Source organism: Agrococcus sp. AC640b, assembly GCF_979255995.1.
Map to the genome: position 1 here is coordinate 216,129 of NZ_CEEDMM010000043.1, position 15,146 is coordinate 231,274.

A 15,146-nucleotide genomic window follows, 5' to 3' on the forward strand; every position below is an offset into this window, starting at 1 on the left:
GGGCGCGGGTAGCGTACTGGCAACGCCTGCGACGGCGTCGGCTCGACGCCGACCCGCCGCTGGCCTCCCACAGCACCGCAGACCATGGAGGTCACCGTGTCCCGACCCGCATCCAGGCGCCGCGCCCTCGTGGCGCTCGCAGGTGCCACCGCCGCAGCCGTCGCGCTCGTCGGCTGCGTGCAGAGCGACCGCGACGAGCCCGGCACGGGCGGCGGCTCCGACGACGTCGACTCGACGTTCGTCTTCGCCGCCTCCGCCGACCCGCAGGGTCTCGACCCCGCGTTCGCCAGCGACGGCGAGACGTTCCGCGTCTCGCGCCAGATCTTCGAGGGTCTCGTCGGCGTCGAGGCGGGCACCGCCGACCCCGAGCCCCTGCTGGCCGAGGAGTGGGAGCAGTCGGACGACGGCCTGTCGTACACCTTCCAGCTCAAGGAGGGCGTGACCTTCCACGACGGCACCGAGTTCGACGCCGAGGCCGTCTGCTTCAACTTCGACCGCTGGTACAACTTCACCGGCGTCGCGCAGGCCGAGAGCATGGCCTACTACTACACGAGCCTCTTCAAGGGCTACGCCGACAGCCCGGAGAACGCGGTCTACGAGTCCTGCTCCGTCGACGAGGACCTCGTCGCCACCGTGACGCTCGCGCAGCCCTTCGCAGGCTTCATCGCCGCGCTGTCGCTGCCCGCGTTCGCGATGCAGAGCCCCACGGCCCTCGAGGAGTTCGGCGCCGACGACGTGGGCGGCACCGAGGAGGCCCCCACGCTCTCGGACTACGCCAACGGCAACCCCGTCGGCACCGGACCGTTCTCGTTCGACTCGTGGGAGCGCGGCTCGCAGCTCGAGCTCACCGCGTACGACGACTACTGGGGCGAGCAGGGTCAGGTGCAGGACATCATCTTCCGCGTCATCGACGACCCGACCGCACGCCGTCAGGCGCTCGAGGCGGGCGACATCGACGGCTACGACCTCGTGAGCCCCGCCGACGCTGCGGCGCTCGAGGAGGACGGCTACCTCATCGAGTCGCGCGACCCGTTCACGATCCTCTACCTGGGCATGAACCAGCAGGTGCCCGAGCTGCAGGACGTGCGCGTGCGCCAGGCCATCACGATGGCGATCGACCGCGACCAGCTCGTGTCGCAGACGCTGCCGGAGGGCACCGAGCCCGCCAACCAGTTCATCCCGCCGTCGGTCGCCGGCTACAACGACGACGTCACCGAGTACGAGTACGACCCGGAGGCGGCACGCCAGCTGCTCGCCGAGGCCGGCTACCCGGACGGCTTCACGCTGCAGTTCAACTACCCGACGAACGTCTCGCGTCCGTACATGCCGAACCCGGAGGAGATCTTCACGAACGTCTCCGCCCAGCTCGAGGAGGTCGGCATCACCGTCACCCCGCAGCCCGACGCATGGTCGCCGGACTACCTCGACCGCATCCAGGGCGGTGCCGACCACGGCATCCACCTGCTCGGCTGGACGGGTGACTACAACGACACCGACAACTTCCTCGGCGTCTTCTTCGGCAGCCAGTCGAACGAGTGGGGCTTCGACAACCAGCAGCTGTTCGACGACCTGGCCGCCGCCCGCGCGGAGCCGGACCTCGACGCGCAGATCCCGCTGTACGAGGACATCAACGAGGAGGTCGCGACCTTCATCCCCGGCGTGCCGCTGGCGCACCCGGCCCCGTCGCTGGCCTTCTCGGAGCGCGTCGAGTCGTTCCCGACGAGCCCCGTGAACGACGAGGTGTTCAGCCAGATCGTGCTCACGTCGTAGTCGCGACGCACGCATGACCATCGGTGGGAGGGGCCGGGCGACCGGCCCCACCCACCGCTCCTGACGAAAGGCCTTCGTGCTCCGAGTCATCGGCAAGCGCCTGGCGCTCCTCGTCCCGACCCTCGTCGGGCTGAGCCTGCTGCTGTTCCTCTGGGTCCGCGCCCTCCCCGGCGGACCCGCGACCGCGCTCCTCGGCGAGCGCGCGACCCCAGAGGCCGTCGAGCGCATCAACGCGCTGTACGGCTTCGACCGCCCCATCTGGGAGCAGTACGTCACCTACATGGGGCGGCTGCTCACGGGCGACTTCGGCGTCTCGATCGAGACGGGACGACCCGTGCTCGAGGAGTTCGCGCGCCGCTTCCCCGCGACGCTCGAGCTCGCCACGTTCGCGATCCTCTTCGCGGTGCTCATCGGCGTGCCGCTGGGCTACCTCGCCGCGAAGCACTACGGGCGGGCGATCGACCACGGCTCGGTGGTGCTGAGCCTGCTGGGCATCGTCATCCCCGTGTTCTTCCTCGCGTTCATCCTCAAGTACGTCTTCGCGGTCGAGCTCGGCTGGTTCCCGCCCGACGGCAGGCAGGATCCGCGCATCGACGCGACGCACTTCACCGGGTTCTGGGTGCTCGACGGGCTGCTCACCGGCGAGCTCGACGCCGCATGGGATGCGTTCCTGCACCTCGTGCTGCCCGGCATCGCGCTCGGCACCATCCCGCTCGCGATCATCGTGCGCATCACGCGTGCGAGCGTGCTCGACGTGCTCGGCGCCGACTACGTGCGCACGGCGCGCGCGAAGGGCGTGCTCGAGTCGACGATCCGCGGCCGCTTCGTGCTGCGCAACGCGATGCTGCCGGTCGTCACCACCATCGGGTTGCAGGTGGGGCTGCTCATCTCGGGGGCGGTGCTCACCGAGACGGTCTTCGCCTTCAGCGGCGTCGGCCAGTTCCTCGCGTCGGCGATCTTCTCCCGCGACTTCCCGGTGCTGCAGGGCTTCATCCTGTTCATCGCCGTCGGCTACGCCCTCATCAACCTCGTCGTCGACGTCAGCTACTCGTTCATCGATCCCAGGGTGCGTGTCCAGTGAGCGCCGTCCTCCCTCCCTCCGGCGACGCCAGCATCGCCCCGGAGCCCCAGGAGCCGAAGGGCTCCGGCCCGGTGCCTCGCGAGGCCGGCACGAGCGTGTGGGGCGCCGCCTTCTCGAGGCTGCGCCGCAATCCGCAGGCGATCGTCGGCGCCGGGATCGTCGGCGTCTTCGTGCTCGTCGCGATCCTCGCGCCCGTGCTCGCACCGTACGCGGGCACCGCGCTGCCCGGGCGATCCGAGATCACGCCCACGAGCATCCCCGTGCCCGGCGAGCTCGCGCAGTTCCCGCTCGGCCTCGACCGGTTCGGCGGCGACGTGCTGTCGAAGCTCATCTGGGGTGCGCAGGCGTCGCTGCTGATCGGTCTCGTGTCGACGGCGCTCGGGCTCGCGGGCGGCATGCTGCTGGGGCTCGTCGCCGCGAACTTCGGCGGCTGGGTCGACAACCTCGTCATGCGCGTCGTCGACATCCTGCTCTCGGTGCCGAACCTGCTGCTGGCCGTCTCGATCGCAGCGGTGCTCGGGCAGACGCCCGCGTCGGTGATGATCGCGATCGGCGTGAGCCAGGTGCCGATCTTCGCGCGCCTGCTGCGCTCGTCGATGCTGCAGCAGCGTTCGTCGGACTACGTGCTCGCAGCGCAGACGCTCGGACTCTCGCGGCGCACGATCACGATGAGCCACGTGCTGCCGAACGCGCTGGGCCCCGTGGTCGTGCAGGCGACGCTCGCGCTCGCGACCGCCGTGATCGACGCGGCGGCGCTGTCGTTCCTCGGGCTCGGCGGCGGCAGGCCCGAGACGGCCGAGTGGGGCCGCATGCTCACGTATGCGCAGAACGAGCTGGCGATCGCGCCGCACCTGGCGTTCCTGCCCGGCATCTGCATCGCCATCACGGCGCTCGGCTTCACGCTGTTCGGCGAGTCGCTGCGCGAGGCGCTCGACCCGAGGCAGCGGCGCGCGTAGCTCGATCGGGCAGGAGTCGCAGACGTCGGACGCGAGGCGCTGCAGCTCCTGCCCACGCAGTCGTCGGACGTGACCGATCGGCCGGGCGGCGGCGGCCCGGTGCGCGAGCCGGGCAGCGTCAGGCCGCGCCGAGCTCCGCACCGGGGATGGATGCCAGCAGCTGTCGCGTGTACGGGTGCCGCGGGTTCTGGAACAGCTCCTCGCTCGGCGCCTGCTCCACGATCTCGCCGCGCTGCATGACGGCGACGTGGTCGCTGATGAGCCGCACGACCGCGAGGTCGTGGGAGATGAACAGGTACGACAGGCCCAGCTCGCGCTGCAGCTCGCCCAGCAGGTGCAGGATCTGCGACTGCACGAGCACGTCGAGCGCCGACACCGGCTCGTCGCACACGACGAGGTCGGGCTTGAGCGCGAGCGCCCGCGCGATCGCGACGCGCTGCCGCTGCCCGCCCGAGAGCTCGCCGGGGTAGCGGCGCAGCATCGACTGCGGCAGCGACACCTGGTCCATGAGCTCGCGCACGCGCGCGCGGCGCTCGGCGCGCGAGCCACGCTTGTACGCATCCAGGGGCTCGCCGACGATGCGGCCGATCGTGAACGACGGGTTGAGCGACGAGTACGGGTCCTGGAACACCGGCTGCACGCGCTGCCGGAACTGCCGCAGCTCGTCGCCCTTCAGGTCGGCGATCTCCGCGCCGTCGAACAGCATCGATCCCGACGTCGGCTCGACCGCTCGCAGCAGCATCCGCGCCGTCGTCGTCTTGCCGGATCCGGACTCGCCGACGATCGCGACCGTCTGCCCGCGCGGGATGACGAACGACACGTCCTTCGCAGCAGTGAAGTCGTCGCCGCCGCGCACGGGGTAGACCTTCGTGAGACCCGTGATCTCGACGATGTTGTCGGCCGCGGCCGCCTCGCCGTCCGCGGGGCCGTGCTCGATGACCTCGGCGCGCGCCGCGGCGACCGAGGGAGCGGCGGCGACGAGCGCCTTCGTGTACTCGTGCTGCGGCCGCTGCAGGATGTCGGCGGCAGACCCCGCCTCGACGACGCGGCCGCGGTGCATGACGACGACCTTCGAGGCACGCTCGGCGGCGAGGCCCAGGTCGTGGGTGATGAGCAGCACGCTCGTGCCGAGCTCCTCGGTGAGACGGTCGATCTGGTCGAGGATCGTGCGCTGCACCGTGACGTCGAGGGCGCTCGTGGGCTCGTCGGCGATGAGGAGGCGCGGGGCGCACGCGAGGCCGATCGCGATGAGGGCGCGCTGGCGCATGCCGCCGGAGAACTCGTGCGGATACTGCTTCGCACGCTGCTCGCCGTCCGGCAGTCCCGCGGCCGACAGGGCCTCGACGACCTTCGCGTCGACGTCGCGCCGCGTGGCCTTGCGGTGCACGAGCAGCGTCTCTGCGACCTGCGTGCCGATCTTCGACACCGGGTTGAGGTTCGACATCGGATCCTGCGGCACCATGCCGATCTCGGCGCCGCGGATGCTGCGCATCTTCGACTCGGCGAGGCCCACGAGCTCGCGGCCGTCGAGCTGGATGCTGCCGTCTGCGATGGTCGCGTTGTCGGCCAGCAGGCGGATGATCGCCATCGCGGTCGTCGACTTGCCGGAGCCGGACTCGCCGACGATCGCGACCGTCTCGCCCGCCTCGATGTCGAACGACACGTCCTGCACGGCCTCGACCGTGCCCGCCAGGGTGCGGAACGACACCCGCAGGTCGCGCACGCGCAGCAGCGGTGCGCGTTCGGCGTCGGGCGTCGCGGTGGGCTCGACGGGCTCGGCAGCGGGCTCGGTCATGCAGCAATCCTGCCCGACCCGCGGTGCCCGCATCCGTCGTTCCCGCGGATCGTCACACGACCGTAGCCTTGGGCGTCGAGCGGGGCGACGCGTGGCACGCGAGCGGGCGCGAAGTTTGCTATCGTTGCTGTTCGTGCCGCGTGCGGCACACGCCGCCCTAGCTCAGTTGGCAGAGCGATTCACTCGTAATGAATAGGTCGAGGGTTCGATTCCCTCGGGTGGCTCCAGACGAAGGCCCCCGCCGTGCGCGGGGGCCTTCTTCCATGCTCGGCGCGGGTGAGCGGACCGGTCGCGTCGCATCCACGGGAACCGGGGATACGGTGAGTGTCGTGCCCGATGCCCCCGACATGCGCGAGTGGCCCACTGGGCGCCTGCTGGCCGCTGCCGCGCGGCTCGTCGAGCACGAGTGGCACGAGGTGCTGCAGTCCGCGGGCATCACGCACGCTGGGCTCGTCGTGCTCGACCTGCTCTCGGCCGGCCCGTTGCCGCAGGCCGAGATCGCGAGGCGCGCGAGGGTCGAGGTGCAGACGATCTCGCGGACGGTCGACCGTCTCGAGCGCGAGGGTCACGTGGAGCGAACGCCCGACCCGCAGGATCGGCGCTCGCGGCTCGTCGCGCGCACGCCCGCGGGGGAGTCGGCGTGGGCGGAGGCGCGCTCGCTCGAGGCGCGCGCGATCCCGGCGGTCGACGACGCGGACGCGCTGCGGGCGCAGCTGCTGCAGATCGTGCAGTCGCTGAGCGCGCGTCGCTGGTCGTGACCGCCGCGACGCGGACCTGAGGGCGGCGCCGAGCGGCATGCGCCCGCTGCGGGCCGCGCTCGCCGCCTCGCGCCGACACGCATGAGTCGCTCTGGCGCCTGAAGGTCAGCCAGCGTAGTATTTGACGCATGGTCCGTGCGCTGCTCATCGTCGACGTCCAGAACGACTTCACCGAGGGTGGAGCCCTCGGCTGCGACGGCGGGGGCGCCGTCGCCGCCGCGATCACCGAGCACGTGCGCGCGAGCGACTACGCGCTCGTGATCGCGAGCCGCGACTGGCACCACGGCGACGACGACAACGGCGGGCACTTCGCCGCGCCGCAGTTCGGCACGGGCGAGCCCGACTACGTCGACACGTGGCCCGTGCACTGCGTCGCAGGCACGCCCGGCGCCGACTACCACCCCGCGCTCGACGCCTCGCTCGTCGACGTCCACGTCTTCAAGGGCCAGGGAGAGCCGTCGTACTCGGCGTTCGAGGGCGAGACCGACGACGGCCGCGCCCTCGCCGACGTACTCGACGCCGCCGGCGTCGACGAGCTCGTCGTCGTCGGCATCGCCACCGACTACTGCGTGAAGGCCTCCGCCCTCGACGGCCTGCCCGTCGTGCCCAGCGTCACGGTCGTCGACGCGCTCACCGCCGCCGTCGCCCCCGGCACCCGCGCCGCGGCGCTCACCGAGCTCGCCGACGCAGGCGTGGCAGTCCGGTGACCGCCCCCGCCCCCGCACGCGCCACGGGCCGCGTGCCCCGCTGGCTGCGCGCCGTCATCCCCGCCGTGCTCATCGTCGGCTGGCTCACCGCGCTCGGCGTCGGCGGACCCACGTTCGGCAGGCTCGACGAGGTCGTCGAGAACGACCAGGCGGCCTTCCTGCCGCAGTCGGCCGACGCGACGGCCGTGCAGGAGGCCCTCGGTGGCTTCCTCGGCGACGACCGCATCCCCGCGATCGTCGTGCTCGAGGGCGACGGGGCGCTGACCGACGACCAGCTCGCGGGCGCGCAGAGCCTCGCGGCCGACGTCGGCGAGGTCGACGGCGTCGTCGAGGCCTCGCCCGCGATCCCGAGCGACGACGGCGAGGCCGTGCAGATCGTGGCCGTCATCGACTCGGGCGACTCGGAGGCCGTCGACGTCGCCGTCGAGGCGATGCGCGACCTCGTCGCCGACGCGCCGGGCGGCCTCACGGGCGCCGTCACGGGCCCTGCGGGCTTCGCCGCCGACATCGCGGAGGCCTTCGGAGGCATCGACGGCATCCTGCTGCTCGTGGCCCTCGCCGCGGTGCTCGTGATCCTCGTGATCGTGTACCGCTCGCCGCTGCTGCCCATCCTCGTGCTGCTGACGTCGGTCGCTGCGCTGTGCCTCGCGATCCTCGTGGTGTTCCTGCTCGCGCAGGCCGGCGTGCTGCAGCTGAGCGGACAGACGCAGGGCATCCTGTTCATCCTCGTCGTGGGTGCCGCGACCGACTACGCGCTGCTGTACACGGCGAGGTACCGCGAGGCGCTCACGCTGCACGCGAGACGTTGGGATGCGACGGTCGCGGCGTGGAAGGGCTCGTTCGAGCCGATCCTCGCCTCGGGCGGCACCGTGATCGCCGGGCTCCTGTGCCTGCTGCTGTCGGACCTGCAGTCGAACCGGCAGCTCGGCCCCGTCGCGGCGATCGGCATCGCGATGGCGCTGCTGGCGGGCCTCACGATGCTGCCCGCGCTGCTGTACGCCGTCGGCCGCGTCGCGTTCTGGCCCCTGCGACCCAAGCACCACGGTGCGCACGAGCACGAGGCGCAGCATGCGAAGGCCGCCTCGGCGGGCCTGTGGGCGCGCGTCGCGCGGCTCGTGGGCGCGCGACCGAGGCCCGTCTGGATCGTGACGTTCCTCGTGCTCGCAGCCGGCGCGGTCGGCATGACGCAGCTGCAGGCGAACGGCGTGCCCTCGAGCGAGTTCGTCACCGGCTCGTCGCAGGCTCGCGACGGGCAGGCCGTGCTCTCGGACCACTTCCCCGGCGGCTCGGGCGCACCCACGTACGTGCTCGCCGACGAGGGCGACCTCGACGCCGTCGCCGAGACGGCAGGCGACGTCGACGGGGTCGACGCCGTCGCCGCGACGAGCGACGAAGCCCCGGGGGGCACGGTGCCCGTCGGCGACGCGGGCGAGCCCGCGGCGCCCGGTGCGCCAGCCGGCGAGCCGCAGGTCGTCGACGGACGCGTGCTGCTGCAGCTCACGCTCGACGCCGCACCCGACTCGGATGCCGCGCAGCAGACGGTGCGCGACGTCCGCGACGCCCTCGCGGGCGCGGGCCTCGCCGACGCGCTCGTGGGCGGCACGACGGCGACGGCGATCGACACGAACGACACGGCCATCCACGACCGGGCGCTCATCATCCCGATCGTGCTCGCGGTCATCCTCGTGATCCTCGCGCTGCTGCTGCGTGCGATCGTGGCCCCGATCCTGCTCATCCTCACGACCGTGCTGTCGTTCGGCACGGCGTTGGGCGTGGGCGCGCTCATCCTGCACGCGATGGGCAGGGAGGCGATGGATCCGTCGGTGCCGCTGTTCGCGTTCGTGTTCCTCGTCGCGCTCGGCGTCGACTACAACATCTTCCTCATGACGCGCGTGCGGGAGGAGGTGGGCAGGCTCGGGCATCGCGAGGGCGTGCTCGCGGGCCTGCGCGTCACGGGCAGCGTCATCACGTCGGCAGGCGTCGTGCTCGCGGCGACGTTCGCGGCGCTCGCGGTCATCCCCGTGCTGTTCCTGCTGCAGATCGCGATCATCGTGGCGCTCGGCGTGCTCATCGACACCGTGCTCGTGCGCTCGCTGCTCGTGCCTGCGCTCGCGCTCGAGATCGGGAAGGTCACGTGGTGGCCATCGGCGCTCTGGCGTCGGACGGAGGGCACGAGCGTCACGCCTCCGCGCCCACCCGCCGCATGATCGGAGTCGCGGAGATGCCGTGCACGATCACCGAGAGGGTGATGGTGAAGCCGACCGTCGACCAGAGCGCCGGGAGCTCGGCGAAGCCGGCCTCGCCGGCAGCGTAGGCCACGTAGAAGATCGACCCGACGCCCCGCACGCCGAAGAACCCGACGGCGAGCCGCTCGCGGCCCCGCAGCGGGCGGTCGCCGCTCGTCGGTCGCCGCCTGCCGACCGCGAGCGCGATCCACCCCGTCAGGGGCCGGATGACGAGCACGAGCGCGATCCCCACGGCGACGCCACCGGGGGTCAGGTCGGCCAGGAGGCCGTTCGTGAGGGAGATGCCCAGCAGCAGCAGCACGACGAGGGTCAGCAGCTGCTCCAGCCGCTCGATGGTCGCATGCATCTGCCGGTGGTACTCGTGCCCGCGCTCGACCGAGCGAAGGGTGAGGGCGGCGACGAACACGGCCACGAAGCCGTATCCCTGGGCCACCTCCGACGCTCCGTACGCCAGCAGCAGCGCAACGACGGCCATCAGGGGTTGGCCACGCTCCGCGACCCGCATGGACACCTTGGACGAGCGGAACGCGATCCGTCCGAGCAGCCATCCCACGGCGGCGCCGATGACCACGCCGATGAGGACCTTGGCCACGAGATAGAAGCCGACCCACGCCCCGATCCACTCCGACATCGCTGCCTGGCCAGCGAGGAGGATCGCACCGTAGGCGAAGGGGAACGCGAGCGCGTCGTTGAGACCGGCCTCGGACGTGAGCGCGAACCGGACCTCGTCGGACTCGTCGATCTCGCCGGTCGACTCGCTCGGCTGCCCCGGCCCCTCGACCTGGACGTCGCTCGCGAGCACCGGGTCGGTGGGAGCGAGCGCCGCACCCAGCAGGAGGGCCGCGGGCAGCGCGAGCCCCATCCACCACCAGCCGAGCAGCGCGACGGCCCCGATGCACAGCGGCATGGTGATGGCGAGCAGCCGCCACGTCGCCGACCACCGACGCCAGTCACCCGGTCGACGCAGGCTGAGCGGGCGGTCGAGCGCCAGCCCGACCCCCATCAGCGAGACCAGCACCGTGGCCTCGGTCAGATGCTCGGTGACGTCGGCGTGCACGATGGGGGAGAAGGTCTCCGCCTCCCACATGGGCAGCAGCCCGATCAGGCATCCGACCGCGAGCAGCACGACCGGAGCCGACAGCGCCACGCGCTTGAGGGCGACGGGCAGGACCACGGCGATGAGCAGTGCTGCTCCGAAGATCAGGTACGCCAGGTCCGCGGTCACGTTGCAGTGTCACGCGACGAGATCGGCCGAGCAAGCCGGCCCCGACGAGGCGCAGATCGTGCTAGCGACCACCGGCGCCAGGGGTTGATGCGCCAAGCGTCAGGGTGCTTCGGGCTCGTCGGTCGCCCGCAGCCACGCCCACAGCGTGGCGCGATCGCCGAAGACGGTCACGTCGAGCCCGAGCGACGTGCCGAGCGCGACGATCCTGCCGCGCAGCGTGTGCCGGTGCATGCCCGTCGCACGCGCCGCGGCATCCCACGCGCAGTCGTGCGCGAACCAGGTGCGCGCGAGCGCGAGGTCGGCGTCGCCCGCCTCGGTCGCGAGCAGCTCGCCCAGGTGTGCGGTCGCGGCGGCCCGTACGGCGCGGTCGTCGAGCAGACCGAGCAGGCCGTCGGCGGCGGGGGAGTACGTGGCGGATGCCGCACCCTGCCGCCGTGCGCGGTCGAGGGCGGTGCGGGCCTGCGCGGTCGCCGTCGGTGCATCGGCCCATGAGGCGGGCGCCGACCAGCCGACGGGGACGTCCGCGCCGGCGAGCGCTGCGACGACGGCATCGCGATCCACGGCGCTCGCGACGACGAGCGTCTCGCCGCCGCGCACGCTCGACGACGTCGTCCCCGCTCCCTCGACCTCGAGGCCGAGTGCGCCGCCGGCGACGGCGACGACGATCGGCTCGGCAGGCAGCGTCTCGCCGACGCGCGCGAGCAGCCTCGACGTCGACCGCACCTCGCCGGCGAGCGCCTGCTCGAGGATCGCGCCCTCGAGCGCGGCGACGCGGTCGCGGGCGGCCTGCGACGTCGTGAGCGCGAGCTCGAGCAGTCCAGCGGCGGTCGTCGCGACGGAGCGGGCGGGAGCGTCGAGCGCTGCGGACCCCACGAGGGCGAGGGCGCCGTGGAGCCTGCCTGCGCCGCCGAGCGTCTGCACGAGCGTCCACGTGCCGTCGGAGCCCTCGGCCGTGCGTGCCGTGCGGCGTCCTGTGCGCACCCCCGCGCGCACCTCGTCGAGCACGGCGTCGGGGAGGGCGCGGCCCGCCGACGCCTGCACGCGCGCGCGGTCGTCGAGCAGGGCGGCGTCGACGCCCAGCTCGCGTGCGAGGGCGCGCACGACGGCCGCGGCGCCGTCCGCTCGGCTCGCGGCGGCGGCGACCGAGCGCTGCGCGTCGGCGGCCCAGCGGTCGCGCGCCGTCGCCAGCTCGGCGTTCCACCGGATGATGGCGAGGAAGCGCTCCTCGTAGGGCACCTCGAACAGCGGCAGGTCGGCGGCGAGGCACGCGTCCACGAGGGGTGCGGGCACGGCGTCGGCGTGGACGCCGGTGCCGAAGCCGAGCGCGAGGACGCCGGCGTCGACGAGCGCCCGCACGTAGCCGGGGGCGCGGACGTCGTCGTCGACGAGCTGCCTGCCGGTCGTGAGCAGCACGTGGTCCTGGCCGAGGAAGGGCGTCGGATCGGGCAGGTCGGATGCGGCGATCCACGAGATGCGACTCGAGCGGCGCTCGTCGCCGCCGGCGACGATGCCGCGCAGGTGCAGCGTGGGCTCGTCGACGAGCGACGCGACGGTGGGGATCGCGGGCGTCGCTCGAGCCGTGGATGCCATGATGGCAATCATCGCACGCTGAGGTGCCACGCTGGCAGACGGGGCGAGGTCGTCCTCCGCCTACCGTGGTGCCACCGAGCCGAGGGGGCCTACGTGAGCATGCAGCAGACGACCATGCACGACATCGCGGCGGGGACGCCGACGACGCATCCGCCGACCCCTCGCGGCGGACCGTCGCTCGCGCAGGAGCGCAGGGTGCGCACCGCGATTCCCGGCCCTGTCTCCCAGGCGCTGCTCGCACGCAAGACCGAGGCCGTCGCACGCGGCGTCGGCATGGCGCTGCCGGTCTTCGTGACGGCAGCGGGTGGCGGCGTCGTCGTCGACGTCGACGGCAACTCGCTCATCGACCTCGGCTCCGGCATCGCCGTCACCTCCGTCGGCAACGCCGACCCCGCGGTCGTCGCCGCCGCGACGGCGCAGCTCGAGCAGTTCACGCACACGTGCTTCACCGTCACGGGCTACGAGGGCTACGTCGCCGTCGCCGAGGCCCTCAATCGGCTCACGCCCGGCGACTTCGGCAAGCGCACGGCCCTGTTCAACTCGGGCGCCGAGGCCGTCGAGAACGCCGTGAAGATCGCCCGCGCGGCCACGCGCCGCAGCACGATCGTCGCGTTCGACCACGCGTATCACGGCCGCACGAACCTCACGATGGCGCTCACCGCCAAGTCGATGCCGTACAAGCGCGGCTTCGGCCCCTTCGGAGCCGACGTGCACCGCGCCCCGATGTCGTACCCGTTCCGCGACGGCCGCACGGGCGCCGAGGCGGCGCGCATCGCGGTCGATCGCATCGAGCGCCAGGTCGAGACCGACGAGATCGCGGCCGTCATCGTCGAGCCCATCCAGGGCGAGGGCGGCTTCGTGGTGCCCGCCGACGGGTTCCTGCCCGCGATCGCGCAGTGGGCGCGCACCCACGGCATCGTCGTCATCGCCGACGAGGTGCAGACGGGCTTCGCGCGCACCGGCGCGATGTTCGCCTCCGAGCACTTCGGCTTCGAGCCCGACCTCGTCGTCACCGCGAAGGGCCTCGCGGGCGGCATGCCGCTCTCGGCCGTCACGGGCCGCGCCGAGATCATGGACGCCGCGCACGTCGGTGGCCTCGGCGGCACGTACGGCGGCAACCCCGTCGCGTGCGCAGCGGCGCTCGCCGCCATCGCCGCGTTCGAGGGCGGGCTCGTCGAGCGCGCCCGCGAGATCGAGTCCATCGCGCTCGACCGGCTGCGCGCCGCGCAGGCGCAGGACCCCCGCATCGGCGACGTGCGCGGACGCGGCGCGATGCTGGCGATCGAGCTCGTCGACCCCGAGACGGGCCTGCCGGATGCCGCGCTCACGGGCCGCGTCGCCGCCGCCGCGCACGCTGCGGGCGTCATCGTGCTCACGTGCGGCACCGACGGCAACGTCGTGCGACTGCTGCCGCCGCTGGCGATCGGCGACGATCTGCTGCGCGAGGGGCTCGACGTGCTGTGCGACGCCCTCGCAACCGCCTGACCCATCCACGCGTCCGGCCGTAGGCTGAGGACGTCCCCGACCTGCGAAGGAGCACCCATGACGCACCACGACGAGGCGACGCTGCTGGAGGGCGTGCACGGCGCGCTGTACATCGACGGCGCATGGGTCGACGGCGAGGACGGCACGATCGACGTGACCGACCCGTCGACGGGTGAGGTCATCAAGACGATCGCGAACGGCTCGGTCGCCGACGGGGTGCGGGCGCTCGACGCCGCCGTCGCAGCGCAGGACGCATGGGCGCGCACGCCTGCGCGCGTGCGCGGCGAGGTGCTGCGGAAGGCGTGGGAGCTGCTGCAGGAGCGCAAGGAGGACTTCGCGCTGCTCATGACGCTCGAGATGGGCAAGCCGCTCGCCGAGGCGCGCGGCGAGGTCGCGTACGGCGGCGAGTTCCTGCGGTGGTTCTCGGAGGAGGCGGTGCGCATCGACGGCCGCTACCAGCAGAACCCCGAGGGCACGGGCCAGATGATCGTCACGCACCGCCCCGTCGGGCCGTGCTACCTCATCACGCCGTGGAACTTCCCGCTCGCGATGGCGACGCGCAAGATCGCGCCCGCGATCGCAGCCGGCTGCACCGCGGTCGTGAAGCCCGCGACGCTCACGCCCCTGACGACCCTCGCGTTCGCGCAGCTGCTCGAGGACGCCGGCCTGCCGAAGGGCGTCGTCAACGTCGTCACGACGAAGAGCACGGGTGCGCTGTCGGATGCGATCCTCGCCGACCCGCGCCTGCGGAAGGTGTCGTTCACCGGCTCGACGCCCGTGGGGGTGCAGCTGCTGAAGAAGGCGGCCGACAACGTGCTGAAGGCATCGATGGAGCTCGGCGGCAACGCGCCGTTCGTCGTGTTCGAGGACGCCGACCTGACGAAGGCCGTCGAGGGCGCGATGCTCGCGAAGTTCCGCAACATCGGCCAGGCGTGCACCGCCGCGAACCGGTTCATCGTGCACGAGTCGATCGCCGACGAGTTCGCGCAGCGCATCACCGAGCGCGTGCAGTCGATGCAGGTCGGCCGCGGCACCGAGGAGGGCGTGCAGATCGGCCCGCTCGTCGAGCCGAAGGCCGTGGACAACGCCGTGCGCCTCGTCGACGAGGCCGTCGCCGCCGGCGCCGTCGTCACGACCGGCGGCAAGGCCATCGAGGGCGCGGGCTCGTTCTTCGAGCCCACCGTGATCGACCGCGTCTCGGCCGACATGTCGGTCTCGGTCGAGGAGATCTTCGGACCCGTCGTCGGCATCCAGCGCTTCTCGACGGAGGAGGAGGCGGTGGCGCTCGCGAACGCGACGGAGTACGGCCTCGTCGGCTACGTCTTCACCGCCGACGCCGCCCGCGGCCAGCGCATGATCGACCTCATCGACACCGGCATGATGGGCCTCAACGTGGGCGTCGTCTCGAATGCAGCGGGACCGTTCGGCGGCGTGAAGCAGTCGGGTCTCGGCCGCGAGGGCGGCGCCGAGGGCATCCACGAGTACCTCGAGACGAAGTACACCCTCATGCCCAGCCCCTACGCCTCCTGATCC

General features: G+C 72.5%; 11 protein-coding genes and 1 tRNA gene. 9 read left to right on the forward strand and 3 right to left on the reverse strand.

The annotated features are described in order from the left end of the window. The first annotated feature begins 84 nt into the window (after positions 1-84). From ACZ6H8_RS14950 to ACZ6H8_RS14960, 3 genes are all read left to right on the forward strand, one after another. Positions 85-1,770: an ABC transporter substrate-binding protein gene (locus ACZ6H8_RS14950; RefSeq protein WP_464147708.1), complete on the forward strand. Its 1,686-nt coding sequence runs from the start codon at positions 85-87 to the stop codon at positions 1,768-1,770. A gap of 76 nt (positions 1,771-1,846) precedes the next feature. Beyond that, entirely contained in the window at positions 1,847-2,851 is a 1,005-nt protein-coding gene (locus ACZ6H8_RS14955) for an ABC transporter permease (RefSeq protein WP_464147709.1), read from the forward strand. A gap of 71 nt (positions 2,852-2,922) precedes the next feature. Next, the gene (locus tag ACZ6H8_RS14960; protein WP_464147753.1) at positions 2,923-3,807 is read left to right on the forward strand and encodes an ABC transporter permease; all 885 of its coding nucleotides are present in this window, start codon (positions 2,923-2,925) and stop codon (positions 3,805-3,807) included. A gap of 118 nt (positions 3,808-3,925) precedes the next feature. Here the strand turns inward: ACZ6H8_RS14960 and ACZ6H8_RS14965 are convergent, their stop codons facing one another. Beyond that, positions 3,926-5,602 (reverse strand): dipeptide ABC transporter ATP-binding protein, encoded by a 1,677-nt coding sequence (locus ACZ6H8_RS14965; RefSeq protein ID WP_464147711.1) that lies wholly within the window; start codon positions 5,600-5,602, stop codon positions 3,926-3,928. A 151-nt stretch (positions 5,603-5,753) separates the two neighbouring features. Here ACZ6H8_RS14965 and ACZ6H8_RS14970 point away from each other — a divergent pair. The 4 genes from ACZ6H8_RS14970 to ACZ6H8_RS14985 all read left to right on the forward strand — a co-directional run bounded on the left by ACZ6H8_RS14970 (position 5,754) and on the right by ACZ6H8_RS14985 (position 9,274). Further along, positions 5,754-5,829, forward strand: a tRNA-Thr gene (locus tag ACZ6H8_RS14970). Positions 5,830-5,931: 102 nt separating this feature from the next. Next, a complete protein-coding gene (locus ACZ6H8_RS14975) occupies positions 5,932-6,360 on the forward strand; it encodes a MarR family winged helix-turn-helix transcriptional regulator (protein WP_464147713.1) in 429 nt (142 codons plus the stop codon). A 128-nt stretch (positions 6,361-6,488) separates the two neighbouring features. Next, positions 6,489-7,067 carry an isochorismatase family protein gene (locus tag ACZ6H8_RS14980; protein WP_464147715.1) on the forward strand — a complete coding sequence of 193 codons (579 nt, stop codon included), beginning with the start codon at positions 6,489-6,491 and terminating at the stop codon, positions 7,065-7,067. Beyond that, positions 7,064-9,274: an MMPL family transporter gene (locus ACZ6H8_RS14985; protein ID WP_464147716.1), complete on the forward strand. Its 2,211-nt coding sequence runs from the start codon at positions 7,064-7,066 to the stop codon at positions 9,272-9,274. The genes ACZ6H8_RS14980 and ACZ6H8_RS14985 overlap by 4 nt, the downstream gene beginning before the upstream one ends. On the opposite strand, the gene ACZ6H8_RS14990 is transcribed toward ACZ6H8_RS14985, so the two are convergent. Together ACZ6H8_RS14990 and ACZ6H8_RS14995 are read right to left on the reverse strand one after the other, a co-directional pair. Then, the gene (locus ACZ6H8_RS14990; RefSeq protein ID WP_464147718.1) at positions 9,246-10,538 is read right to left on the reverse strand and encodes a cation:proton antiporter; all 1,293 of its coding nucleotides are present in this window, start codon (positions 10,536-10,538) and stop codon (positions 9,246-9,248) included. The two genes, ACZ6H8_RS14985 and ACZ6H8_RS14990, sit on opposite strands and share 29 nt — an antisense overlap. A 99-nt stretch (positions 10,539-10,637) precedes the next feature. Beyond that, the gene (locus ACZ6H8_RS14995) at positions 10,638-12,128 is read right to left on the reverse strand and encodes a PucR family transcriptional regulator (RefSeq protein WP_464147719.1); all 1,491 of its coding nucleotides are present in this window, start codon (positions 12,126-12,128) and stop codon (positions 10,638-10,640) included. A 99-nt stretch (positions 12,129-12,227) separates the two neighbouring features. On the opposite strand from ACZ6H8_RS14995, the gene gabT reads away from it, so the two are divergent. Then, positions 12,228-13,613 carry a 4-aminobutyrate--2-oxoglutarate transaminase gene (gene gabT / locus ACZ6H8_RS15000; protein WP_464147754.1) on the forward strand — a complete coding sequence of 462 codons (1,386 nt, stop codon included), beginning with the start codon at positions 12,228-12,230 and terminating at the stop codon, positions 13,611-13,613. Between the two features lie 57 nt (positions 13,614-13,670). Then, positions 13,671-15,143 carry an NAD-dependent succinate-semialdehyde dehydrogenase gene (locus ACZ6H8_RS15005; RefSeq protein ID WP_464147720.1) on the forward strand — a complete coding sequence of 491 codons (1,473 nt, stop codon included), beginning with the start codon at positions 13,671-13,673 and terminating at the stop codon, positions 15,141-15,143. The last annotated feature ends 3 nt before the right edge of the window (positions 15,144-15,146 follow it).